Origin of the sequence: Saccharothrix variisporea (assembly GCF_003634995.1) — a bacterium.
GTDB classification, from domain to species: Bacteria; Actinomycetota; Actinomycetes; order Mycobacteriales; family Pseudonocardiaceae; genus Actinosynnema; species Actinosynnema variisporeum.
Genome location: NZ_RBXR01000001.1, coordinates 3207325 through 3231236 on the forward strand (window position 1 = coordinate 3207325; position 23912 = coordinate 3231236).

The window sequence follows — 23912 nt, forward strand, 5'->3', positions numbered from 1 at the left end:
CGGCGGAGCTGCTACTGGCCGAAGGTGAGCCAGTTGACGTTCACGAAGTCGGCGGGCTGGCCGCTGGTGAAGGTCAGGTAGACGTCGTGGCGGCCGGTGGTGGCGGTGAGGTTGGCGGGCACGGTGCGCCAGCTCTGCCAACCACCCGTGTTGGCGATGGCGAAGCTGCCCACGACGGTGCCGGTGGGGCTGCCCAGGCGGATCTCCACCAGGCCGCTCACCCCGCCCGCCGCACCGCTGGCCACCCGCGCGGAGAACTGGGTCGCGGTGCGGCTGCCGAAGTCCACGCCCCGGTACAGGGCCCAGTCGCCGTTGGCGATGTGGCTGACGTTCGAGCCGCCGCCGGTGTCGGAGGTGGTCTCGGTCGCCAGGCCGTTGTGCTGGTCGTACGACTCGGCCTGGATGGTGGCGAAAGCGTCCCGGCCGGCAGGCGGAGCAGTCGTGGTGGTCGTGGTGGTTGTGGTGGTCGGGGTGGAGCCGGAACCGGAGTCGGTGCTCGAGCCAGACGGGCCGCGCCACGCCGTCGTGCCGGCGGGCACGGCAAGCGTTTGCCCGTCGGAGAACGTCACGGTCACCGCGCTCGCCGTGGGGTTGTAGGCGACGTAGGTCCGAGCGCCGTTCTTGGACAGCACGGCGTGCGTGGGCGTGTTGGCGGTGACGGACGTGTCCGGCGTGCCGTAGGTGTTCAGGGACGTCAGCCAGTGGTACGCGTGCGCACGGGAGTCGCCACTCTCCGGCTCCAGGCCCGAACCGTACGCGGACAGCGCCGACGCCGGGTCGGCCAGCGCCTGGAACTGGAGGATGACGTCCCTCCACTCCACCTCGGTGCCGCCGTTGTTGGCGCGCAGCTCGGCGATGTTCTGCGTGATGTCGGACTTCCAGGCCGCGTGGTAGAGCGAGCCGCCGGTGATGGGCAGCATGTTGATGCCGTGGATCTCCTCCGGGTTCGCGGTCCACCACGTCCCGTAGGTGCCGCCCGCGCCCCAGACGATGCCGAGCGTGTCGTGGCCGAAAGAAGCCGGGAACACCGCGTTGTCCTTGTCGAACCAGTACTGCCCGATGGCGGTCTCCTGCGTGGTGTGCAGGTAGATGCCGGCGTCCCGCAGCGCGGTGTCGCCGGTCGCCTGGCCGAACAGCACGGCGGCGGTCGCGAACATCATCGCCTCGGACGACGACTCCTCGTTGTTGCCGTGCGCGAAACCGGCGTGCCCGGACGCCCAGCCGTGGCCCGCGTAGGCGTCGAAGTGGCGCAGGAACGGGAACCTGGTCTCGCCGCGGTCGTAGTTGTTGGCGTCCTTCACCAGCAGCTTGACCATGCCGCCGTAACGGGAGTCCGACGCCCACGCCGGGTCGTGCTGGGCCAGGACCGCCGCCGCCAGGACGTAGTAGCCGTAGTGGAAGTGGTGGTCGTTGAGCTCCTGGTCGGAGCCGTAGGACGCGCGGTAGCCGATGAGCGTGCCCCAGGTCGGGTCGTAGGCGAAGTGTCGCTCGGTCTCGCCGTCGGACGCGGTGAGCCAGTCGGTCAGGCGGTCGCGGACCAGGGTGAGGAGCCGGTCGCGGCCGGCGGTGTAACCGATCTGGTTGGCCACCCGGGCCAGCGCGGCCAGTCGCCACAGGGCCTTGCCGGTCCAGTACGTGTCCACCGCGCCCTTCCACGGGTCGGCGGCGCTGAGCTCCTGGTCGATCTCGGCGCGCAGCCGGGTCTGGTCGGCTTGGGAGGACAGCGGCAGGGCGGGCAGGACGCCGTTGAACGCGGTGCGGGTGCTGAAGGACGCGCCCTCGCGCAGGCGCATCTCGCCGCGCGGGGAGGTGTAGCGGTAGGCGGTGACGGCGTCGGCGGAGTTCAGCCACTGGTGCCGGTAGAGGGCTTGCAGGGTGCCGGTCTGGGTGCCCTGGCGAGCGGTCGTGGTGGCCGTGTAGGTGGCGGTGAGCTGGGCGGACGCGGTGTCGTAGGTCCAGGAGACCTTGGTGTCGGTGACGAAGGAGAACGCGTAGCGCTGGAACAGGCTCAGGGCGTCGCGGCTGGGCAGGACGGCGACGGAGAAGAACGCGGCGTTCGCGGTGGCCTCGGCGGTGCCGGTCAGGGTCCACGTGCTCGTGGCGAACAGGGCGTAGTCGTGGCCGTTGATCGTGACGCCGAGGGTGGTGCCGGTGTTGCTCCAGACGGTTGTGGCGCCGTTGAAAGCGACTCGCGCGAGGCCGCCGGACGCCTCCGCGTAGACGTACGGGGAGCCGTGGCCGATGGTGGTGCGCAGGGTGCGTGAGCCGTCCGTCCACAGTGGACTCACCGTCCAGTCGGACCAGCCGTCGACCTGGGTGCGCGGCGCGTTGAGGCCGCCGACGCCGACGAACAGGTCGTCCTGGTGCACGAACTCGTAGAACGTGCCGTCCGGGGTGACGTTCGGGCTGGTCGGGTAGCCGACGCCGAGGCCCTGGGCCGCCGCGTGGAAGGTCAGCGGGTGGGCGTACACGTTCTCCGAGTACGGGTTGCCCGGGTAGCGCTGGAAGACCAGCGAGGACCACCAGTCGTTGGTGGGCACGGGTTTGCCGGCCATCCGGGCGGTGACCTTCGGCGTCAGCGGGGTGCCGGACGAGTCGACGGGGCCGAGGGCACCGGCCGGCCGGGACGGGGCGTAGCTGCCTGCACCCACGGTGACGGCACCGGCCGGTCCGGGCAGGGCGAACGGGACCAGGGCCGCGACGAGCAGGGCGGGCACGGCGAGGCGCAGGGAACGCACAGGGAACCTCCCGAGCAACGGTGAGAGCGCTCTCACGCTGTTGCGTACGGTAAACCCCGTGTTGCCGGCTGTCTACGGTCGAGTTCTGTCAAGCGGGGTCTTCGACGCGGAGGTGGTACTCGCACCCGTACTCGACCGCGTACCTCAGGTCGTAGTGGTGCACGATCTTGGGACCCTCGTGCAGGTGGACGTGGGTGACCGTGGGCCTGGGCGCGTCCGCGGGCATGCTCACCGAGTCGACGCGCCCGTCGAGGGGACCGCCCACGAACCGCACCACGTAGGTGTTCGCCATGCCGGGCCTCCCTCTCTTCGGCGTCCCCGACCATCGTACGAGAGGTGCAGTGCCGGCACGGCTGAACTGCGGCGACAATTAGCCGGTCGGACCAAACCGGTGCTCCGCGAGGCCGTCGAACGTGGTGGCCCGGGTGGGCACCGAGTAGGCGTGCAGGAGCGTGCAGGCCATGGCCTTGCGCGGGTCGACGTCACGGCCGTGACCGGGATCCGCCTGCGATCAGGTCTCCTCCGCACCGTCCGCGGTGGTTCCGGCGAGTCGGTCGTGGAGAGTGGCGTGGCGGAACTGGTAGACGGGGCCGACGACACGCAGCACCCCTCGACGGTGCGCGTCCTCCAGGAACCGGCCCAGCCGCCACGGAACCCCGGCCCACGCCGCGACGAGGACCTGGCAGACCCCCGTGACCCACGCCCTGGACGCGGTGAGCCCGAGCAGGGTGCCCATGGCCGCCATGGGGATGGCCGCATTGGCGAAGCCGAGCCCGATGCCGATCCCGGCGGTGGCGACGACGGTGATCACCAGACCCTGCACGAGCCAGTGGAGGAGATCGCCGCGCCAGGTGTCCTGCGGCCGGGCGGCCTTCGACGGGTCGACGGACCTCATGGCACGCATGACCCCGGTCGCCACACCGAGCACGAGGGTGGCCCCGAGCCCGATGAGCACGCCACCGGGAACTCCGAGTCTCAGTCCCGCGAGGGCACCCAACGGGGCACCCACGAACAGGCTGCCGCGGAGGTTCCAGGCCCACCGCGCATGCGCCCAGGTGAAAGTACCGATGCGCACCGGCCAGTCCCGGTCCAGACGGGCGTAGAAGGTGCCGCCGAGGGTTCCGGCGACCATGCCGCTGAAAGCGCCGACCAGCACGCCCTGCGCCAGCCCGGAGGTGAACGGTCCGATCAGGCCACCGACGAGGACGCCGACCAGCCCTCCCACGACCCCGTTCGCGGCGCCGCTGAAGAGGACCCGCCGCGTCCGGGGGATCAGGCGGGGCAGGTCCCACCAGGCGAAGTCCCTGGTTCCCAGCGCTTGGAGCATCCGGGCGACCACGGTGAGGGTGTGCCGGGCGGTGTCGACGTCGTAGCGGGCCGCAGGCATGCCGGGGCGCGGCGAGTACGCCGTGGTCACCGCGAGGTCGAGCAGGTGGTCGGTGACCTCGACGCGCGTGGGGAACCGGTCCTCGTCCAGCAGCTCCCCCACCGAGTCCCCCGACGGGCCGTAGGCGGCGCGGAGCAGGGTGACCAGCAGTGGGTTGTCCAGGGCGTGGACGACCGGCGCGTCGGTTCCCCGGTCGAGCGCCTCGAGCACCGCGCGCCACGGTTCGGGTACCGGGTCGGGCAGGTTGTGCCTGAGGTACCGGGCCGCGTCCCGGGAGGTCAGTGGTGCCAGCTCCAGGGCGACGGCGCCGGTGAGGATGTCCTCCCCGGCCGCGTCGACCAGTTCGGCCGTGCGGGTCAACAGGACCAGTCTGAAGGTCGCCTGCGTCCCGAGCGCCCGCAGCGCGGCGGCACGGCGTTCCCTCGGGATCTCGTCGAGCCCGTCGAGCAGGACCGCGACACGTCCGGACGCGAGCAGTTCGGCGGCACGGCGAGGTCCGTCGCGCCCGGCCAGGGTGGGCAGTTCGACCAACTTGGTGATCAGCCAGTCGCGCACCGGCGTCGTTTCAGGGTCCCACCCGTGGAGGGTGAACAGGACCGGCACCGGCACCTGCGCGCGTTCCTCGACGGGCGTCTGGTCCCGGTGGTGCAGCGCCTCGAGCAGCAGCAACACCGCCGCCGAGCTCTTGCCGCTGCCCGGACCGCCCGTGATGATCAGCCGTCCGGACGGCAGGCCGCCGTACACGCCGTGCAGCGCACGATGGGTGCCACTCCGCAGCCGCGGCGCGGTGACCTGCCCCAAGCCGGGCAACGGCGCGAACGACGTCCCGGCGGAGTGCCGCGCGGTGGCGGCGGACGGCGGTCCGGCGACCGGCTGCCTGCTGCGCCGCCACCGGATGGGCAGGGGCGACGACTGGAGCAGTCCGCGTTCGGCTGCGGCCTGCTGCCACTGGACGCGCATCGCCGACGCCAACTGTTCGGCCGACTCGTCCACGCCCGGCTCAGCGGCGGGGGACAGGGACTTCAGCACCCCGTCACCGACCACGATCAGCAGCCCGACGGCCGCGAGGACGAACTGCCCGTACCCGCTGGCGTTCGCGCGCTCGTCGCCGGCCAACGCCGTCACCCGGAGCACCCACCACCCCAGGCCGACCGCCACCAGGACCCACGCCAAAACCAGTAATCGTCGCCGCACACACCAACCATCGCGCGTGGCGGGCCGAACGTGACCAAGTGCTTACTCCGGCTTGCGGGCCTTCGACGGCTGCACGCGCATCGGTTCGCCGGGCATCTTGGGGTAGTCCGGCGGGTAGGGCATCTCGCGCGGGTCGGCCGCGTACCAGTCCAGCAGGGTCTCCAGGCCGAAGGCTTCGTCGTCCAGGCCGGCGTGCGGGTCGCCCTTGTCCGCCAAGTACTTCGGCACCGTGAAGACGTCGAAGTCGTCCGGGTCCACTGTGGACAGATCAGCCCAGGTCACGGGGGTCGACACGGTGGCGCGGGGTGTGCCGCGGACCGACCACGCGGACGCGATCGTCCGGTCGCGGGCGGCCTGGTTGAAGTCCAGGAAGACGCGTTCGCCGCGTTCCTCCTTCCACCACGACGTGGTCGCCAGGTCCGGTGCCCGCCGCTCGACCTCGCGGGCCAGTGCGATCACCGCGTGCCGGACCTCGACGAAGTCCCACTCCGGCCGGATGCGCACGGCCACGTGGACGCCCCGCCCGCCGGAGGTCTTCGGGTAGCCGGTCATGCCCAGCTCGTCCAGCACCTCGCGCAGCACCAGCGCGACCCGGACGGCGTCGGCGAAGTCGGTGCCGGGCTGCGGGTCGAGGTCCACGCGCAGCTCGTCGGGGTGGTCGGTGTCGGACCGCCGCACGGGCCACGGGTGGAAGTCGAACGTCCCCAGGTTCGCCGCCCACGCCAGCACCGCCGGCTCGGTCGGGCACACCTCGTCCGCGGGCCGCCCGGAGGGGAACGTGATCCGCGCCGTCTCCACCCAGTCGGGAGCCCCCTTGGGCAGCCGCTTCTGGTAGAACGCCTCCCCCTCGACCCCGTCGACGTACCGCTTCAGGGTCGTGGGCCGGTCGCGCAGCACGCGCAACAACGGCTCGGCGACGGCCAGGTAGTACTCCACGACCTGCCGCTTGGTGATCCCCCGCTGCGGGAAGTACACCTTGTCCGGGTTCGACACCCGCACCACGCGCTCGCCGACGGTCAGTTCAAGGGGCTGGGACTTGGCCACCCCGGAAGCCTAGCCGGCGGCCGTCCGGTCGGCCTCCCGCTCGGCCCCGGCCACCGGTTCGCATCGACCCGGACACCCGCTTCGGCACCACCTCCGTGCCCACCGGCACCCAGGACCGGCCAGAGCGACGCCGCCCGAGTACCAGGTGCCGCCTGGCGGTGGGCCGGGTCGTGGACCGGCCGGCGGTGGGCCGGGGCCGAGGCCTCGGAAGCGGGTTCGGGCCCAACCCGGGGTTCGGGCCGACCGGCAGCCCGACCGGAACGAACCCCGCGAACGCGCGAAGCACGGCCACAGGTTCTCCCTGAGCACCGGCGCGGACTGGATCACCGTCGCCCCGGCCGACCACGACGTGCCGGCGCGACGGCTCAGCGAGGCACTCGCTGCGCCGCGAGGCCGGTGACGAACGCGTTCAAGGCCAGTTCGAAGCTGTCGCGGTCCAGCTCGGCCGCCACGGCCGGCAGCAGGTGCGCTTTGTCCAGGTTCGGGTAGCGCTCGCGGTAGAGGCTCTGGTCCTCCGAAAACCCGCTGGAGAACGAACTCAGCGCGGCCCCGAACACCAGGTACATCAGGGACGCCGCGATCATGGTCGCCTCCCGCCGCGTCCAGCCGGCCGCGACCAGCGCCCCGTGCACGACGTCCAGCCGGCGCAGGGACGCCTCGCGGTGGGCCGGGCCGTAGGCCAGGAACGGGACGATGTTGGGGTGCCGCGCCAGGGCCTCGCGGTAGGAGCGGGCGCAGGCGGTCAGGCCGTGGCGCCAGTCGCCGCCGGCGAAGCCGGACACGTCGACCTTCTCCAGGATCTCGCTGGCCACCTCGTGCAGCAGGTCGTCCTTGGTGCTCACGTGCCCGTACAGCGACGCCGCCTGCACGCCCAGCTCGGCGGCCAGCTTGCGCATCGACAGGCCGTCCAGCCCGTCCCGGTCGATGATGTGGAGGGCGGCGGCCCGGATGCGCGAGGCACTCAGGATGGGGTTCCTCGGCATCGCTCTCCCTCTTGCCGGCGGTTCGGTTCCGCGCCTACGTTAGAAAACCTAACACTGTTCGGTCAGGAGGTCACCGGGGTGGGTCCACGCACGTCCGACTTGGGCTTGTCCGACGAACACCGGCAACTGCGGGAACTGGCCCACCGGTTCACCGAGGAGCGCATCGTCCCCCACGCCGCGCGCTGGGACCGGGACGAGGCCATCGACCGCGACCTGGTGCCCGCGTTGGGCGAGGTCGGGTTCCTGGGCCTGGGGATCGACGAGGAGTACGGCGGCTCCGGTGGTGACCACCTCGCGTACTGCCTGGTCCTGGAGGAGGTCGCGCGCGGCGACTCGGCGGTGCGCGGCATCATCTCGGTCTCCCTCGGCCTGGTCGGCAAAACCATCTTCAAGCACGGCTCGGAAAAGCAGAAGCGCCGGTGGTTGCCCGGCCTGTGCGCGGGCGAGCTGGTCGGCTGCTTCGGCCTGACCGAGCCCGGCACCGGTTCCGACGCGGCCTCGCTGGCCACCCGCGCGGTCCGCGACGGCGACGACTGGGTCCTCACCGGCACCAAGGTCTTCATCACCAACGGGACGTGGGCGGACGTGGCCCTGGTCTTCGCCCGGACGGGTGGTCCGGGGCCGAAGGGCATCACCGCGTTCCTCGTGCCGACCGACTCCCCCGGCTTCACCGCCCGCGAGATCAAGGGCAAGCTCGGCATGCGCGGCCAGGCCACCGCCGAGCTGACCCTGGACGGCGTGCGCGTCCCCGACGAGAGCCGCCTCGGCGAGGAGGGCACCGGGTTCCGCATCGCGATGGCGTCCCTGGACCGGGGACGGATGTCCGTGGCCGCCGGGTGCGTGGGCGCGGCGCGGGGCGCCCTGGAGGCGGCCCTGAAGTACGCCAAGGAGCGCGAGCAGTTCGGCAAGCCCATCGCCGGGTTCCAGCTCGTGCAGGAACTGCTGGCGGACATGGCCGTGGAGACCGACGCGGCGCGCCTGCTGACGTGGCGCTGCGCCGACCTGGCCGACCGGGGCGAGCCGTTCTCCACGGAGGCGTCGATGGCGAAGCTGTACGCCAGCGAGGCCGCCGTGCGGGTGGCGAACAACGCCATCCAGGTGTTCGGCGGGTACGGGTACGTCGACGAGTACCCGGTCGGGAAGTACCTGCGCGACACCCGCGTCACCACCCTCTACGAGGGCACCAGCCAGATCCAGAAGTTGCTCATCGGCCGGGCGCTGACCGGCATCAACGCGTTCGTCTGACTTCGAGAGGGGCAAGGCATGGACTTCACGCTCAGCGACGAGCAGAAGGAGATCCGCGACTGGGTGCGGACCTTCGTGCGCAAGGAGGTCGTGCCCCTGGAACCGGAGGTGCTGCGGCGCGAGCGCGCGGGCGAGCCGGGCCTGCGGCGCGACGAGCTCAAGGAGTTGCAGGACAAGGCGAAGGCGGCCGGGTTCTTCGGTGTCCTCACGCCGCAGGAGTACGGCGGCATGGGCCTGGGCGCGTTGATGACCGCGCTGGTCGAGCAGGAGCTGGGGCGCAGCTTCGTGCCGTTCCGGTTCGGCGGGTACGCCGACAACATCCTCTTCCACGGCAACGACGAGCAGAAGCAGCGCTACCTGCTGCCGACCATCTCCGGCGAGCGCATCTCGTGCTTCGCCATCACCGAGCCGGGCGCGGGCTCGGACGCGAAGGCGATCCGGACCTCCGCCCGCAAGGAGGGGTCGGAGTGGGTCATCAACGGCGAGAAGACCTTCATCACGCAGGGCAACGAGGCCGACTTCGTGATGGTGTTCGCCGTGACCGACAAGGACAAGGGCGCGGACGGCGGCGTCACGTGCTTCCTGGTGGACCGGGACATGGGCTGGAAGTCCGAGCCCATCCCGACCATGGGCCAGTGGGGTCCGGCCGCGTTGGTGTTCGACAACGTGCGCGTGCCCGAGGAGAACGTCCTGGGCGAGGTCGGCGGCGGGTTCCGGCTGGCCATGCAGTGGATCGGCCAGGGCCGGTACCTGCTGCCCGCGCGGGCGCTGGGCTCGTGCGAGCGGCTGGTGGAGATGGCCGTCGAGCAGGCCAAGAACCGGGTGACGTTCGGTCAGCCGATCGCGGAGTACCAGGCGATCCAGTGGATGCTGGCGGACTCGGCGGTGGAGATCGAGGCGCTGCGCTGGCTGGTGCTGCACGCGGCGTGGCTGGTCGACCAGGGTGCCGACTCGCGGCAGGCGCAGTCGATCGCGAAGCTGTACGGCGGCATCAAGGCCAACGAGATCGTGGACCGGGTGCTCCAGATCCACGGCGGCATGGGCTACACGCGGGAACTGCCGATCGAGCGCTGGTACCGGGAGCTGCGGCTGCTGCGCATCTACGAGGGCACCGACGAGATCCAGCGCCGGACCATCGCGCGCAACCTGCTCAAGGGCCACGCGAAGGTCACCGGCACCCTGGGCTGAGCCCCGGCTGTGCGGCGGCGCGTCGGCGTCGCCGCACCGCCGGGTGCCGGTGCTACCCGTGGACCGGCAAGCCGGGTTCCGGTTGGTTGTTGTTGCCGCCGGCGATGTAGACGACGCTGAGCCAGACGTTCCGGTTGCCGCTGTCGTCATCGGTCAGGGCCCACCAGGTGTTGGTCCACTGACCGACTGTCACGCGCACACCCCAGTTCCGCTGGCAGTAGAAATAGTTCTTCCCCTTGTTCATCTTTCCGGCCGCAGTGCCCTGCGGAAAGCGTTTCGTGGGCGCGTTGGCTTGCCAGACGTACTTGTCGATCTTCTTGGTCGGGTGGTTCGCGGCCTCGCACTTGACGGCCCGGACGTCGTCCTCGGTGCCGGGGGTCGCGGCGCTCACGCCGGTGACCAGGAGCAATGCGGTGATGACGGCCGCGCCGGCGGTCACGATCTTGAGCATCTGCTGTCCTCTCGCGGTTCGGGGGTGCTGCCCGACCAGTGCAGTGGCCCGGACCGACGAAACGGAAGACAAGACGGGGAATTCACCCGATCCACGGTCACCCACCGCCACGACAATGCACAACCGGTGATCCGGGAAACCGCACAACGGCGGTGAGAGCGCAATTCCGGGGGATCAGTTTTCCGCGAGCATTTGCGCGCAGACGCGGGCGAGGTGCGTGCGCATCGCGGCACTGGCCCGGCCCGGGTCGCCCGCGGCCACCGCGTCGACGAGGGCGTCGTGGTCGTCGAGGGACGCGTGCTGGTGGGGCGGGTCGTCCCTCAGGCCGCTGCGCAGCAGGACCACCCGCTGTTGCACCAACCGCACCTGCTCGGCGATGTGCGGTGACCGGGCGGCGTCCAGCAGGGCCTGGTGGAAGGCCAGGTCCAGGCGGTAGGGGAAGCGTTCGCCTGCCTGGTAGGTGCGGCGGGACTCGGCGCACACCTCGCGCAGGCGGGCCACGTCGGCGTCGGTCCGGCGCGACGCGGCCAGTTCGGCGGCGGCGCATTCGAGGGCGGTGCGGAGTTCGAACAGCGCGCGGACGTCCTCGGGGGTCGCGGCGGGCACGTGCGCGCCCCGGTGAGCCACGAGGACCAGCAGGTTCTCCGACGCGAGCTGCCGGATGGCCTCGCGCAGCGGACCCCGGCTGATGCCCAGGCGGGCCGCGACCTCGACCTCGTTGACCCGCGCGCCGGGCGGGATCTCGCCGGTCAGCACGAGCTCGCGCAGCGCGTCCACGGCCTGTCCGGCGAGGCTGCGGTGGACGGGGAGTGTCACGAACGTCTCCCTAGCACAGAACCGGGCGGGGGTGTTAACTGTCGACAGTTGGCAGTTCGTCGGATGGAGGGGTCGCGGGATGGCGTTCGAGCTGGTCGCCGAGGTGTGGCGGGGTGACTTCCTGGAGTCCGTGCACCACGGCTCGGTCGTCGCGTTGGACCGTTCGGGTGAGGCGGCGCTGAGCGTCGGACGCCCGGACGACGTCACGTACCCGCGCTCGTCGAACAAGCCGATCCAGGCGCTGGCGATGCTGCGGCACGGCCTCGACCTCGACGGCGAGCTGCTCGCCCTGGCCTGCGCGAGCCACTCCGGCGAGGACTTCCACGTCGAGGGCGTGCACCGCATCCTGGCCGGTGCGGGCCTGACCGAAGCCGACCTCCAGTGCACGCCCGACCTGCCCATCGGCGAGGCGGCGCTGCGCGAGCACCTGCGGGCCGGGCGCGGCAAGGAACCGAAGTACATGAACTGCTCGGGCAAGCACGCCGCCATGCTCGCCACCTGCGTGCACAACGACTGGCCGACCGAGACGTACCTCGACCCGTCCCACCCGCTCCAGGTCGCCATCCGGGAGACGCTGGAGGACCTGGCCGGGGAGCGGATCGGCGCGGAGGGCGTGGACGGCTGCGGCGCGCCGCTGTTCGGGATCAGCCTGGTCGGGCTGGCGCGGGCGTTCGCCCGGATCACCACCTCGACGGACCCGCTGGAACGGCGGATTGCGACGGCGATGAGCACGCACCCGGAGTGGGTCGGGGGGACGGACCGGGACGTGACCCGGTTGATGCGGGCGATCCCGGGCGCGGTGGCCAAGGACGGGGCGGAGGGCGTGTACGCGATCGGGCTGCCGACCGGGGAGGCGGTGGCGTGCAAGATCGCCGACGGGTCCAGCCGGGCACGGGCGGTCGTGATGGTGGCGGCGCTGCGCAAGCTGGGCGTGGCGGCCCCGGAGGACCTGGCGACGGTGCCGGTGCTGGGGCACGGGCGCACGGTGGGCGCGGTCAAGCCCTCCCCCGCCCTGGTCTGAGCAGCTGCCCTCGTCTGAGCACCTGCCCTGGTCCGAGCAGCGGCCCTGGCCTGAGCAGCGCGGACGAGCGTGGACGAGCGCGGTGGGGCGTGGCCTCCGGCCCCCGGTTCCATTCTCCCACGGGGGACCGACAGAGGCCTGGGTGGCGGTTGAGGGGGCCACTACCCTGACCGGTATGGGCAGTTCTCGCGCCGCCGATTTTCCGGACGAACGGCCGAACGGGCTCGGTGACGAGCAGCGTCCGCTGGACGACGAGTTGATCGGGCTCGACCCCGACGACCCGGAGACCAGGGCGTTCGCCGAGCACCTCGGGCGGATGCGGCAGGAGACGCCCGCGTTCACCGTCGAGGGGTACCTCGCCGGTGTCGAGAACTTCGCCGACTCGGCCAACCGCGCCGGGGGTTTGCGCAGGTTGTCGGCGGTGGTCGTGGTGTTGCTCATCCTGCTCGGCGTCGCGGTCAGCGTGTGGTTCGGGTTGGGCGAGATCCTGTCCACGTTCTTCGAGTGATCCCGCGTTCTTCGATTAACGTGGAGGTATGGAACCTGTCGTCGGCGCCACCCCGAAGGTGGTCCACTCCGAGCTCGAGTGGCGGGAGATCCTGACCCCCAAGGAGTACGCGGTGCTGCGCGAGGCGGGCACCGAGCCGGCCTGGACCGGGGAGTACACCGACACCAAGACCGAGGGCGTCTACTCGTGCCGGGCCTGCGGGGCCGAGTTGTTCCGCAGCGACACGAAGTTCGACTCGCACTGCGGCTGGCCGTCGTTCTTCTCGCCGCTGGCCGCCGACTCCGTCGTCCTGCGCGAGGACCGGGCCTACGGGATGGTCCGCACGGAAGTGCTCTGCGCCACATGCCACAGCCACCTCGGGCACGTTTTCGAGGGTGAGGGCTATCCGACGCCGACCGACCAGCGCTACTGCATCAACTCGATCAGCTTGCGTCTGGTGGAAGCGCCCGGCGGTCGAGCAGACTGACGGCGCTACTCCGAACGATGTCGGTTTCCAACCTGGGAGGAATCATGCGCGTTCTCAAGGGCACGGACGGCGAGGGCTCGGGCGGCGTGGACGGCGCGTCCTCGTCCTGACGGGTGAGAACAGCCGGGGAAGGGCAACCCTAAGTCTTCCCCAAGCACCCTTGCCGGGGTGTGGCCTGAAGCACACGATTGCGTCTCCAGTGTCGGCGGACCACAACGTCCGCCGGGGCCCACAGGGGGTGGACCGTGGAGCGACCGTGGGGACTGTCAGGCCCGGAATTCCTTGAGCTGTACTGGATCGCGCTGGCCGTGTCGCTGGCCTTCGCGATCGTCGTCCGAGTGGGCCTGCGAGGGCAGCGCGACAGCGTCCTCGCAGGCGCGCTCGACCTCTACGACCTCGCTTACCTGACCGGCGGACCACGTCGTGTGGTCGAGACGTCGGTCGCCAACCTGATCGAGTCCGGCAAGCTGCGCCCCGCGCGGGACGGCGCGGTGCGGGTCGTCGGCAACCCGGTCGCGGACGACACCGTCGACCAGGCCGTGCTCACCGACGCCGCCCGCTACCGCAACCGGACGTTGTCGCTGCTGTTCACGGCCGTGTCGGAGCAGAGCGCGCCGAGGGGGCTCGGGCGCGCGCTGGCCGAACGCGGCTACCTGGTCCCGCCGGAGCGGGTCAAGCGCCGCTACCGGGCCGCCGTGGTGCCGTTGGTGCTGCTCATCGCCGTGGGGCTGGTGCGGTGGGTGAACGGCCTCGCGATCGGCGCGCCGGTCGGCTGGCTGACGCTGCAGCTGGTGCTGTCCGGCATCCTCGTCGGCCTGCTGCTGCGGGTCGACGGCTTCCGGCGCACCGCCCGGGGTTCCCGCGCGGTGGCGCGGGCTCGCGCGGGCGTGGACACCGGTGGTCCGGCTGTGCGCGTCGCCCTCGGCGGGTTCGCCCACCACCCGAACTCCCCGCTGGCGGCGGCCGGGCAGCGCTACGCCACCCTGACCGCCAGCCGGTCGAACCGGAGCCGGCCGCGGCGCGTGGTGTTCGGCTCGGGTCACGTGACGGGTGCCGCCCCGTCCTACGGCTGCGGGTCCAGCGGTGGGTCCGACAGCGGAGGCGGCAGCAGTTGCGGCGGAGGCGGTGGCTGCGGCGGTGGCGGCTCCTAGGCTGACGCGATGGGTTTCCTGTGGTGGTACGGCCCGGCGCTGGTGGCGGCGTTCCTGCTCGGTCTGCTGCTCAAGCGGGTGCCCGGGTCGCCGCCGGCCCGGCCGCTGAGCTTCGAGGAACTCGGCTTCCTCGGCGGTGGCCCGGTGCGGGCGGTCGAGGTGGCCGTGGCCGGGCTGGTGGCCGACAACCGGGTCAAGGCGTCCGGGTTCGCCGTGGCCGCCGTGCCGGGGCAAGAACCCGGTCCCGTCTCCGAGCTGCAAGCCCACCTGCTGACGAGGCTGGACCAGCCGCGCGACCTGGACGACCTGGTCGTCACCGCGGCCACCGCCGCGCCGGCGCGCAGGCTGGGCCAAGGCCTGGTCGCGGCCGGGCTGCTGGTGGCGCCGCGCAAGCGGCTGTGGCGGGCCGTGCTCGCGGTCCTGCCGCTGGTGGTGCTGGGCGTCGTCGGGGTCGTGACGGCACCGGGCGGCTGGGTGACCGCGACCGCGCTGTCGGTCACCGCGCTGGCCGCCGCGGCGCTGCTGCTGGGTCCGCCGCCGGTCCTGACCAGGGCGGGCGCGCGGGCGTTCGAGGAGGCCACCGCGGGTCTCGCGCCGGTCGACCCGGCCGAGGTCACCGCCCGCTACGGCCTGGTCCGCACCGCGGTCGCGTCCGTGCCGCACAAGGGGTCGGCACGGGCGCAGACCGCGGTGTTCGACGGCGAGAACGCGGAACCGATCGGGGTAACGGGGACGTCCGATGCACCGATCCCCCGACGGGGGCAGCGGGTCGTGGTCGTCGAGCCGCGGCGCTGGCGTCAGCGCAACGGTTGGTTGGTCGCGGGCGGGTGGCTGGCGGGTGGCTGGTTGGCCTCGCAGTGGTTGGAGGATGACGGTGGCGACTTCCTGGACGTCGACTTCGGGAGTTTCGGCTGAGCTGTGGCCCGAGGAGCAGGCCATGCTGGCCGGTGGGCCGGGACGCGCCACCGAGGTGGCGGTGGTGTCCCTGGTCGAGGCGGGCGCGTTGCGCATCTCCCGGGACGGGCTGGTGAGCGCCGTCCAAGGTCCGCCGCGGTCGTGGACGCCGTTGCAGTCGTTCGTGCTCGGGTCGGTGCCGCGCCCGCTGGGTGAGCTGGTCGCGGCCGGCGCGCGCAGCGGTCAGGCGCAGGCGTTGCGGCAGCAGCTGATCTCGCGCGGGTACGTGCGGACCGCCGGGGCCGTGCGCGCGGTGCGGTGGCTGCGACGGTTGTTCTTCCTGGCCTGGCTGGGTTCGATCGTGTGGTCGATCTTCGGGGACCTGCCGTTCTGGGCGGTGTTCGCCGGGTTCTTCGTCTGGATGTTCCTGGCCGCGATGACCTACCCGTTCGTGCGGCCGCTGACCCGGGCCGGGCGCAGGGCGGTGCGGCGGCTGCGCACGGTCGTGGTCACCTCCGACCGCGTGCCGCTGGTGGCGTGCTACGGGCTGCTCGGGCGCGTGAGCGGGCAGTACGTGTGGCAGGTCCTCGGCATCGACCCGGTGGCGGCGGCGACGTTGCGGCGGCGGCGCAAGTCCGACGGGTCCAGCGGGAGCGCTTCGTGCGGCAGCGGGTGCGGGAGCTGTTCCAGCAGCAGCTGCGGCAGCTCGTCGGACAGCGGGTCGTCGGACAGCGGGTCCTCTTCGGACAGCGGCTCGTCGTGCGGTTCGTCGTGCGGCGGGGGCTGCGGTGGCGGGGGCGGTGACTGATGGCGGGACTGGGTGTCGGCATCGGGTGGCGGCCCGAGATCGACCTGACCGTGGAACAGCTCGACGTCGACTTCGTCGAGGTGGTCGCGGAGAACCTGCACGCGGACCGGCTGCCCGAGTCGGTGCGGGTGCTGCGGGAGCGGGGCGTGCCGGTGCTGCCGCACGCCGTGTCGCTGAGCCTGGGCGGCGCGGACCCCGTGGACCCGCACCGGGTGGCGCACCTGGGCGCGCTGGCGCAGGCGTTGGACGCGCCCTTCGTCAGCGACCACGTGTGCTTCGTGCGCGCGGGCGGGTTGGACTCCGGGCACCTCATGCCGGTGCCGCGCACCCGTGACGCGCTGGACGTGTTGGTGGCCAACGTGAAGGCCGCGCAAGCCGACCTGCCCGTGCCGCTGGCGCTGGAGAACGTCGCCGCCCTGCTGGAGTGGCCCGACGCCGAGCTGTCCGAGGGGCGGTTCCTGGCCGAACTGGTCGAGCGCACGGACTGCCTGCTGCTGGTGGACGTGGCCAACCTCCACGCCAACGCCCGCAACCTGGGCACGGACGTGGGCCGGTTCCTCGACGAGATCCCGTTGGAGCGCTTGGCTTACGTGCACGTGGCCGGCGGGCAGGAGCACCAGGGCGTCTACCACGACACGCACGCCCACGCCGTGCCGCCGGAGGTGCTGGACGTGCTGCGGCAGCTGCGCGAGCGGGTGGACCCGCCGGGCGTGCTGCTGGAACGCGACGACGACTACCCGTCCGACGCCGAGCTGGCGGGTGAGCTGGCCGCGATCCGGGCGGTCCTGGCATGACCCAACCGCAGCGGGAAAAGCTTGCGGCGCAACAAGGTGAGCTGTTGCGGGCGCTTCTCGGCGACGGTGAACCGCCGCCCGGTTTCGACCCGGAACGGCTGCGCGTCGAGGCGCGGGCGCTGCTGAACAAGCGGCGCGGGATCGTGGCCGCGTTGCGCCCCGACGTCGCCGACGCGCTGGGCGAGCGGTTCCGCCCGCTGTTCGACACCTACGCCCGCGCCCACCCCCGCGAGGCCGGCACCCGGTTCCGCGAGGACGCCGCCGCGTTCGCCGCCTGGGCCGTGGCACAAGGGGAACTGCCCGCGCCGCGCAAGAAGCGGTGGTGGCGACGCGCAACCTGAGGACGCTCTCCTTCCGTCCCAAGCACATGCGGACACTCGTGCTCGGTGCTCTGGTCCTGCTCACCGCCGCCTGCGGGGACGTCGGCGCGGGCCGCGCGTGCACGGCGATCGGCGCGCTGGTGGGTCTGGGCGTGGACGTCCACCACACCACGGTCGAAACCGGCAGCATCGAGGTCTGCTGGGACGGTCGGTGCGTCACCCCGACCCTGGACCTGTTCCCGTCGTCCAGCTCGGTCGGCGGGACGTGCACGGGTGACAAGCCGGACGACGTGTGCAGCGCGAGTGCCGTGCCGACCGGTGGCAAGCACGCCTACGTCACCGTGCCGGACCTGCCCACCAAGCCCGTCACCGTCTCCCTCCGGCTGCTCGACCGGGCCGGCGCGACCGTCGTGGACCAGCAGCTCACCGTCACGCCGAAGCTGGTCGAGCCCAACGGTCCCGGCTGCGGCACGGGTGGCCCGCAAGCAGGCGTCGTGGTCGGTCCGGATGGCTCCGTCCGAGAGAGGTGAGCGACACCCCGTGATCGGTCAGTGACCTGATCGGGTGGCGGAATGTCCCTCAATGAGACGCTGCTCTCACCCGCAAGGGTGGATAGCGTCGAGGGAGTTGGGGGGTTTCATCACCATTCGGTCACCGCCGCCACCGCTGGACAGGTGTGCCTCCCGACGCGCGTCCACAGGCGCGCCGCAACCAGATTCGGGAGGTATCTGTGTTGAGATCCGGAAAGCGTGGCGTTTCGTGGGGAGCCGCCGCGCTGTCGATCGGGCTGCTGGCCGGCGGGCAGGGCGTGGCGAGCGCCGCACCCGCCCCGCAGTCGCCACCGCGCTTCCAGGGGGAGCCCAAGTCCGTCACCCTCGTCACCGGTGACCGGGTCGTGCTCGACGGCGACCGGGTCGGCGCGCTGACCAAGGCACCGGGCCGGGAGCACATCGCGTTCCAGACCTTCGAGAAGGACGGCCGGCTGCACGTGGTGCCGCGCGACGCGCTGCGGCCCATCGCCGAGGGCAAGCTGGACCTGCGGCTGTTCGACGTCACCGGCCTGGTCGAGGCCGGCTACGACGACGCCCACCGCGACCACGTGCCGCTCATCGTCACCGGCACCCGCTCGCTGCGCGCCGCCTCGGGTGTCCGGGTGACCCGCGACCTGCCCGCCGTGGGCGCGGTCGCCGCCCGCGCCGCCAAGGCCGAGGCCGCCACCGCGTTCCGGTCGCTGGTGGACGACCCGGGCGTCGGCAGGATCTGGCTGGACGGGATGCGGCAGCCGACGCTGGACCGCAGCACCGCCCAGATCGGCGCCCCCGCCGCGTGGCAGGCCGGGTTCACCGGCAAGGGCGTCAAGGTCGCCGTGCTGGACACCGGCGTGGACGAGAAGCACGCCGACCTCGCCGGGCAGCAGGTCGCCGAGCGCAACTTCACCGAGGACCCCGACGCCACGGACGGCGTCGGCCACGGCACGCATGTCGCCGCCACCATCGCGAGCAAGGACGCCAAGTACCGCGGTGTCGCGCCGGACGCGCAGCTGCTCGACGGCAAGGTGTGCGTGCTCAACGGCTGCGCCGAGTCCTGGATCCTCGACGGCATGCAGTGGGCCGCCGACCAGGGCGCGGACGTGGTCAACCTGAGCCTGGGCGGCGGTGACACGCCCGAGGTCGACCCGCTGGAGGAGGCCGTCAACCGGCTCTCCGCCGAGAAGGGCGTGCTGTTCGTGATCGCCGCGGGCAACTCCGGCGGTCCCGAGACGGTCGGCTCGCCGGGCAGCGCGGACGCCGCCCTCACCGTGGGCGCGGTCGACCGGGCCGACAAGATCGCCCCGTTCTCCAGCCGCGGTCCCCGCGTCGGCGACGGCGCGGTCAAGCCCGACATCACCGCGCCGGGCGTGGACATCGTGGCCGCCAAGTCGTCCGCGGGCGTCATCGGCACCCCGGTGGACCCGACGCACGTCGCCCTGTCCGGCACGTCCATGGCCACCCCGCACGTCGCGGGCGCGGCGGCGCTGCTGGTGCAGCAGCACCCGGACTGGACCGGCGCGCAGGTCAAGGCGGCGCTGACCGCGTCGGCCAAGCACAACCCGGACCTGACCGCGTTCGACCAGGGCGCGGGCCGGGTCGACCTGGCCAAGGCGATCACCACCACGGTGACCACCGACCCGGTGAGCCTGGGCTTCGGCCTCCAGCAGTGGCCGCACGACGACGACAAGCCGGTCACCAAGGACGTCACCTACCGCAACAGCGGTGCGCAGCCGGTGACCCTCGACCTCTCCGTCGACGCGCGCGGCCCCGACGGCAAGCCCGCCCCGGCCGGCCTGTTCACGTTGAGCGCCACCAAGGTCACCGTCCCGGCGGGCGGCACGGCGTCGGTGTCGGTCACCGCGGACACCCGGGTCGGCACCGTCGACGGCGCGTACTCCGGCGCGGTCGTGGCGTCCGGCGGCCCGCGCACCCCGCTGGGCGTGAACCGCGAGGTCGAGAGCTACGACGTGTCCTTCAAGTACACCGACGCGGCGGGCAAGCCCGCGACCGACGCCAGCTCGCTGGTGGTGGGCCTGAGCAACAACGCCTTCGCGTTCCCCCAGATCGTCGACGGCGTCGCGAAGCTGCGGGTGCCCAAGGGCGACTACTTCGCGTTCAACGAGGTGGTGACCGACAAGGAGAAGGTCGCCGTGCTGCCGCAGTCGCAGCTGTCGGTCACCGGCCCGACCGAGGTCGCGGTCGACGCCCGGCTCGCCAAGCCGGTCAAGGTGACCGTGCCGGACCCGGCGGCCGAGGAGATGATCGGCGACATCAACATCACCCGCGTCTACGGGGCCCGGCGGATGGGCTTCGGCTTCGCGTTCCTCGGCGGTTTCGGCGACGACGTGTCGGCCGGCCACCTCGGGCCGGAGCTGTCGGCCGAGGAGCTGAAGGTCCTGGTGGGCTCGCAGGCCAAGGGCGCGCCGCAGGGCGGGGTGCCGGTGACCTACCGGCTCGCATGGGCCTCGGCGGGGAAGGTCCCGACCGGGTTCGTCCGCGCTCCGCAGGCCAAGGACCTGGCGACGGTCCGCGGCAAGTTCGGCGCGGCGCCCGCCGGCCGGACCTTCGGCCACGCCGGCAACGCGGTCGTGCCCGGTGGTGGCGGCGGCTGGGCGGTGGTCTCCGACGTGGTCGCCCCCGGCGAGGCGATCGACCACGTCACCACCGAGGGCGTCGGCTGGAGCTGGGCGTTCCTCCAGTTCGGCCCGGAACAGCGGCTGGAGGCGGTGCTGAGCAGCCCGGACCGCACCTACCGGAAGGGCCGGGAGTACGAGCAGCGCTTCCTGGCCCCGGTCTACGGCCCGTCCATCTCCTCGCCGGACGGTCTGTACCTGGCGCGGGCCGGGAACGACATCGGCTTCGGCGTGCCGTTCTGGGGTGACGGGTACGGCAACGCCGGCGATTCCAACACCGGCAAGGCCCGGACCACCCTGTACCGGGAGGGCGTGAAGGTCGGCGAGACGGAGTACCCGGCCAACGGCCTGTTCCGGGACGTGCCGGCGGGCAAGGCGCGGTTCAAGGTCGAGACGGTCGCCGACCGGGCCGAGGGCGTGTCGGAGTTCAGCACGTCGGTCAGCGGCGCGTGGACGTTCCAGTCCGACACGGTGGCGGGCGAGGACTTCAAGCCGCTGCCCCTGACGGTCGTCCGCTTCACGCCCTCGCTCGACGCCAGTGGTGCCGCTCGGGCCGGGCACGTGCTTCGGGTGCCGCTGGTCGTGCAGCAGCAGGGCGGGGCTGACAACGGCCGGGTGACCCGGCTGGAGGTCGAGGTCTCGTTCGACGACGGCAAGTCTTGGTCGAAGGTGCCGGTCGTGGGGCGCAACGCGCTGGTGCGCAACGCCGACGCGGCCGGGTTCGCGTCACTGCGGGTGAAGGGCGCGGACAGCAAGGGCAACACGTTCGAGCACTCGCTGATCCGGGCGTACAAGATCAAGGAGTAGGGCCGGCGTGACGAGAGGGCGCTTCCGTTCGCGCGGGGGCGCCCTCTCCCGGCTGGACGAACAGCCGGCCGGCGGCCTGCTCGTAGTGGCGGACGGCCCGGCGGTGGTGGCCGGCGTGGTGCTCGATGTGGCCCAGGCTGTACCGGGTGGCCGCTTCTCCGGCGGAGTCGCGGTGGCGGCGGTACAGGGCGAGGGCGGCCTGGCAGTGGGCGCGGGCGGTGTCGTGGTCGCCCAGCCGGGCGGCGTACCACCCCACCGCGTTGAGCGCGTCGGCCTCCCCCACCGGCTCGTCCAGGGCGCGGTAGAGGCGCAGGGCGTGGTGGGCGTGCTCCAGTGCCCGCTGGTCGTCACCCCGCTGCTGCCAGGCCCACGCGAGGGCGCGGTGGGTGCGGGCCTGCTGGCCGGGGTCGTGGTGGTGCTCGGCCAGGGCGAGGGCCTGGTGCAGGTGGGCGACGGCCTGCTCGTGCCACCCCAGCCTGGTGTGGGCGTGGCCGAGGCGGCGGTGGGCGAGGATGCGCGGCGCGGCGTCGTCCGACCTGGTGGCATCGGGCGACCAGGCAGCACCAGACCCCGCGACGCCGGCCGACCCAGCACCGGCCGAACCCGCGGCGCCAGCCGAACCCGCGGCACCGGACGACCCAGCGCCAGCCGAACCCGCGGCGCCGGCCGACCCAGCGCCGGCCGAACCCGCGGCGCCGGCCGAACCGGTGGCGTCGGGTGATCTGGTGGCGTCGGCCGCGGCCTGGCCCAGGGCGATCTCGTCGTGGCGGTGCCCCCGCCACCAGTGCAGCGTCGTCAGGCCGCGGGCCAGGTGCCAGACCGCCTGGTAGCGGTGGTGGGCGGCGGCGGTGTGCTGGGTGGCGACCAGGTGGAGGTGGTGGGCGTCCAGCCAGGCCAGCGCGGACGGGCGGTCGGGCAGCGGGCGCGGGTGGACGCCGGAGGCGGGCGGGTCGAGCCGGATCGGCGCGCGGTGCGGGTCCAGGAGGCGGTCCGCGGTGTGGGTGGTGTGCAGGTAGAAGTCCACGACCCGCTCCAGCGCCGCGTCCCGCACCGGTTCCGGGAGGTCGTGGGCGGTGCCGGCGGCGTAGGCGCGGACCAGGTCGTGCATCGCGTAGCGGCCGTGCGGGTGCCGGTCGAGCAGGGAGGCGTCCTCCAGGGCGTGCAGGACCCTGCGGGCGCGGGCCTCGGGCAGGCCGGTGAGGGAGGCGGCGGCGGGCAGGTCGATGTCGGGGCCGGGAGCGACGGCCAGCAGCGCGAACGCCTGCCGCAGCTCGGCGTTCAGGCCGTGCAGGGACCAGGACAGCACGGCGGGCAGGCTGGCGGCGGGGTCGTCGTGGTCGAGCACGTCCAGGCCGAGGTCGCGCAGTTCGGCGGCGACCTCGGCGAGCGCGGCGCGCGGGTGGGTGGCGGCGTGGCGGGCCGTGATCGACAGGGCCAGCGGGTAGCGCCCGCACAGCTCCACCAGGTCGTCGGTGGCGGCGGGTTCGGCGGCCACCCGCTCGTGCCCGAGGCGCTCGACCAGCAGGGCGCGGGCCTCTTCGTGGGACAGGACGTCCAGTTGCACGTGGCGGGCGCCGTGCCGGTCGATGAGGGCGGCGAGCCTGGTGCGGCTGGTGACCAGCACGGCGCACGTCGGGGTGCCGGGCAGCAGGGGGACGACCTGGTCGGCGGTGGCGGCGTTGTCCAGCACCACCAGCAGCCGCTTCCCCGCGACGAGGCTGCGGTACAGGGCGGCCTGCGCGTCCGGGTCGGTCGGGACGCGGCCGGGGTCCACGCCGAGCGCGTCGAGGAACCCGCGCACGGCCGCCGCCGGGTGCAGGGGTTCGCTGTCGGGGCTGAACCCGCGCAGGTCGACGAACAGCTGCCCGTCGGGGAACCGGTCGGCGTGGCGGTGGGCCCAGTGCAGCGCGAGCCAGGTCTTGCCGATCCCGCCCCCGCCGCCGAGCGCGGAGATGAGGACCGCGGCGCTCCGGCCGGCGGCGGCCGGCGCGGTGTCCAGGCAGGCCAGGTCGTCGTGGCGGCCGACGAAGGGCGCCGGTGCGGCGGGAAGCTGCCGGGGCACGGCGATCGGCACTGTGCTCACGCGCACGGCGGGGAGCTGCCGGGGCACGCGCGCGGCGGTCAGGGCGGGGTCGGCGGCGAGGATCCGCTGGTGCAGGCGCCGCACGGCCTCGCCGGGCTCGGTGCCCAGCTCCTCCACCAGCCGCTCGCGGAGCCGCCGGTAGTGCTCCAGGGCGTCCGCCGCACGGCCGGCGCGGTAGAGGGCCTGCATGTGCTGAGCGGCGATGCGCTCGTCCAGCGGGTGCGCATCGGTGCGCGTCGCCAGCTGCGCCACCAGTTCCTCGCCCGCGCCCAACCGCAGCCGCACGTCCGTTAGGTCCAGCTCGGCGTCCCACAGCTCCAGCGCCAACCGGTCCCGTTCCGCCGCCGCCCACTCCCCCTCGACGCCCGTCAGCGCCGCGCCCCGCCACAACGCCACCGCCTCGGCCAGCGCCGCCCCGGCCCGCTCGTCGTCGCCCGCCGCGCGGGCCAGTCCACACAGGTCCCGAAAGCGGTGCAAGTCCACAGTGGACGGTTCGGCGACCAGCGCGTAGCCACCGGACCTGCGCTCCACGGTCACCCCGCCCGCGGCGAGGACCGGGCGCAGCCGCGACACGTAGCTGTGCAGCGTCTCGCGCGGACGTCGGGGCGGCGTCCCACCCCACACCCGCGCGGCCAGGCGGTCCACCGGCACGGCCCGGCCGACCTCCACCGCCAACGCGGCCAGCACCAGCCGCTGCCGGGCCGGCCCCGGATCCACCGGTCTGCCGCCCACCCGGACCGCGATCTCCCCCAACAACCCGATCTCGATCACCACTGCCCCCCAGCGCTCACGACCTGTATAGCCGCTCCGACCTGCGCCTTGCAGGGATTTGGCAGGTGCTCGCACGGTCC

The 23912-nt window shown here is 72.8% G+C and carries 20 protein-coding genes; 12 read left to right on the forward strand and 8 right to left on the reverse strand.

The window, feature by feature from the left end; all coding sequences use genetic code 11:
• Nucleotides 1-11: 11 nt before the first annotated feature.
• From DFJ66_RS44225 to DFJ66_RS14045, 5 genes are all read right to left on the reverse strand, one after another.
• On the reverse strand, nt 12-2738 hold the full coding sequence (locus DFJ66_RS44225) for a glycosyl hydrolase (RefSeq protein WP_246029756.1): 2727 nt from the start codon (nt 2736-2738) through the stop codon (nt 12-14).
• Between the two features lie 88 nt (nt 2739-2826).
• Complete coding sequence (locus tag DFJ66_RS14025; RefSeq protein ID WP_121221480.1) at nt 2827-3030, reverse strand: hypothetical protein; 204 nt, start codon at nt 3028-3030, stop codon at nt 2827-2829.
• 219 nt (nt 3031-3249) lie between these two features.
• A complete protein-coding gene (locus tag DFJ66_RS14035; RefSeq protein ID WP_121221482.1) occupies nt 3250-5298 on the reverse strand; it encodes an NACHT domain-containing protein in 2049 nt (682 codons plus the stop codon).
• Between the two features lie 63 nt (nt 5299-5361).
• Entirely contained in the window at nt 5362-6363 is a 1002-nt protein-coding gene (gene ligD, locus DFJ66_RS14040) for a non-homologous end-joining DNA ligase (RefSeq protein ID WP_121221484.1), read from the reverse strand.
• A gap of 365 nt (nt 6364-6728) precedes the next feature.
• Nucleotides 6729-7346: a TetR/AcrR family transcriptional regulator gene (locus DFJ66_RS14045; protein ID WP_121221486.1), complete on the reverse strand. Its 618-nt coding sequence runs from the start codon at nt 7344-7346 to the stop codon at nt 6729-6731.
• Between the two features lie 78 nt (nt 7347-7424).
• On the opposite strand from DFJ66_RS14045, the gene DFJ66_RS14050 reads away from it, so the two are divergent.
• The gene (locus DFJ66_RS14050; protein WP_121221488.1) at nt 7425-8591 is read left to right on the forward strand and encodes an acyl-CoA dehydrogenase family protein; all 1167 of its coding nucleotides are present in this window, start codon (nt 7425-7427) and stop codon (nt 8589-8591) included.
• 18 nt (nt 8592-8609) lie between these two features.
• Nucleotides 8610-9779 carry an acyl-CoA dehydrogenase family protein gene (locus tag DFJ66_RS14055; RefSeq protein ID WP_121221490.1) on the forward strand — a complete coding sequence of 390 codons (1170 nt, stop codon included), beginning with the start codon at nt 8610-8612 and terminating at the stop codon, nt 9777-9779.
• A 52-nt stretch (nt 9780-9831) separates the two neighbouring features.
• On the opposite strand, the gene DFJ66_RS43485 is transcribed toward DFJ66_RS14055, so the two are convergent.
• Together DFJ66_RS43485 and DFJ66_RS14065 are read right to left on the reverse strand one after the other, a co-directional pair.
• Nucleotides 9832-10230 (reverse strand): hypothetical protein, encoded by a 399-nt coding sequence (locus DFJ66_RS43485; RefSeq protein ID WP_211351147.1) that lies wholly within the window; start codon nt 10228-10230, stop codon nt 9832-9834.
• A gap of 174 nt (nt 10231-10404) precedes the next feature.
• Nucleotides 10405-11046, reverse strand: a complete 642-nt coding sequence (locus DFJ66_RS14065) for a GntR family transcriptional regulator (protein ID WP_121221493.1) — start codon at nt 11044-11046, stop codon at nt 10405-10407.
• A 79-nt stretch (nt 11047-11125) separates the two neighbouring features.
• Here DFJ66_RS14065 and DFJ66_RS14070 point away from each other — a divergent pair, with 79 nt between their 5' ends.
• The 10 genes from DFJ66_RS14070 (at nt 11126) to DFJ66_RS14115 (ending at nt 20978) form a co-directional block, all read left to right on the forward strand.
• Nucleotides 11126-12067 (forward strand): asparaginase, encoded by a 942-nt coding sequence (locus tag DFJ66_RS14070; protein WP_121221495.1) that lies wholly within the window; start codon nt 11126-11128, stop codon nt 12065-12067.
• 175 nt (nt 12068-12242) lie between these two features.
• Entirely contained in the window at nt 12243-12575 is a 333-nt protein-coding gene (locus DFJ66_RS14075; RefSeq protein WP_121221497.1) for a hypothetical protein, read from the forward strand.
• Between the two features lie 28 nt (nt 12576-12603).
• Nucleotides 12604-13041: a peptide-methionine (R)-S-oxide reductase MsrB gene (gene msrB, locus DFJ66_RS14080; protein ID WP_121221500.1), complete on the forward strand. Its 438-nt coding sequence runs from the start codon at nt 12604-12606 to the stop codon at nt 13039-13041.
• Nucleotides 13042-13286: 245 nt separating this feature from the next.
• Nucleotides 13287-14192, forward strand: coding sequence for a TIGR04222 domain-containing membrane protein (locus tag DFJ66_RS14085; protein WP_170199394.1), 906 nt, complete (start codon nt 13287-13289; stop codon nt 14190-14192).
• Between the two features lie 9 nt (nt 14193-14201).
• Nucleotides 14202-15107 carry a TIGR04222 domain-containing membrane protein gene (locus tag DFJ66_RS14090; protein ID WP_121221504.1) on the forward strand — a complete coding sequence of 302 codons (906 nt, stop codon included), beginning with the start codon at nt 14202-14204 and terminating at the stop codon, nt 15105-15107.
• Nucleotides 15061-15894, forward strand: a complete 834-nt coding sequence (locus DFJ66_RS14095) for a TIGR04222 domain-containing membrane protein (protein ID WP_170199396.1) — start codon at nt 15061-15063, stop codon at nt 15892-15894. Before DFJ66_RS14090 ends, DFJ66_RS14095 begins: the two co-directional genes overlap by 47 nt.
• Nucleotides 15894-16688 (forward strand): MbnB/TglH/ChrH family RiPP precursor modification enzyme, encoded by a 795-nt coding sequence (locus tag DFJ66_RS14100; RefSeq protein WP_121221506.1) that lies wholly within the window; start codon nt 15894-15896, stop codon nt 16686-16688. Before DFJ66_RS14095 ends, DFJ66_RS14100 begins: the two co-directional genes overlap by 1 nt.
• Complete coding sequence (locus tag DFJ66_RS14105) at nt 16685-17029, forward strand: SCO6045 C-terminal-like domain-containing protein (protein WP_121221508.1); 345 nt, start codon at nt 16685-16687, stop codon at nt 17027-17029. Before DFJ66_RS14100 ends, DFJ66_RS14105 begins: the two co-directional genes overlap by 4 nt.
• Nucleotides 17011-17538: a hypothetical protein gene (locus tag DFJ66_RS14110; protein WP_147459271.1), complete on the forward strand. Its 528-nt coding sequence runs from the start codon at nt 17011-17013 to the stop codon at nt 17536-17538. Before DFJ66_RS14105 ends, DFJ66_RS14110 begins: the two co-directional genes overlap by 19 nt.
• Before the next feature lie 200 nt (nt 17539-17738).
• On the forward strand, nt 17739-20978 hold the full coding sequence (locus DFJ66_RS14115) for a S8 family peptidase (protein WP_121221512.1): 3240 nt from the start codon (nt 17739-17741) through the stop codon (nt 20976-20978).
• Here DFJ66_RS14115 and DFJ66_RS14120 read toward each other — a convergent pair.
• Complete coding sequence (locus DFJ66_RS14120) at nt 20968-23832, reverse strand: AfsR/SARP family transcriptional regulator (protein WP_246029757.1); 2865 nt, start codon at nt 23830-23832, stop codon at nt 20968-20970. The two genes, DFJ66_RS14115 and DFJ66_RS14120, sit on opposite strands and share 11 nt — an antisense overlap.
• Nucleotides 23833-23912 lie beyond the last annotated feature (80 nt).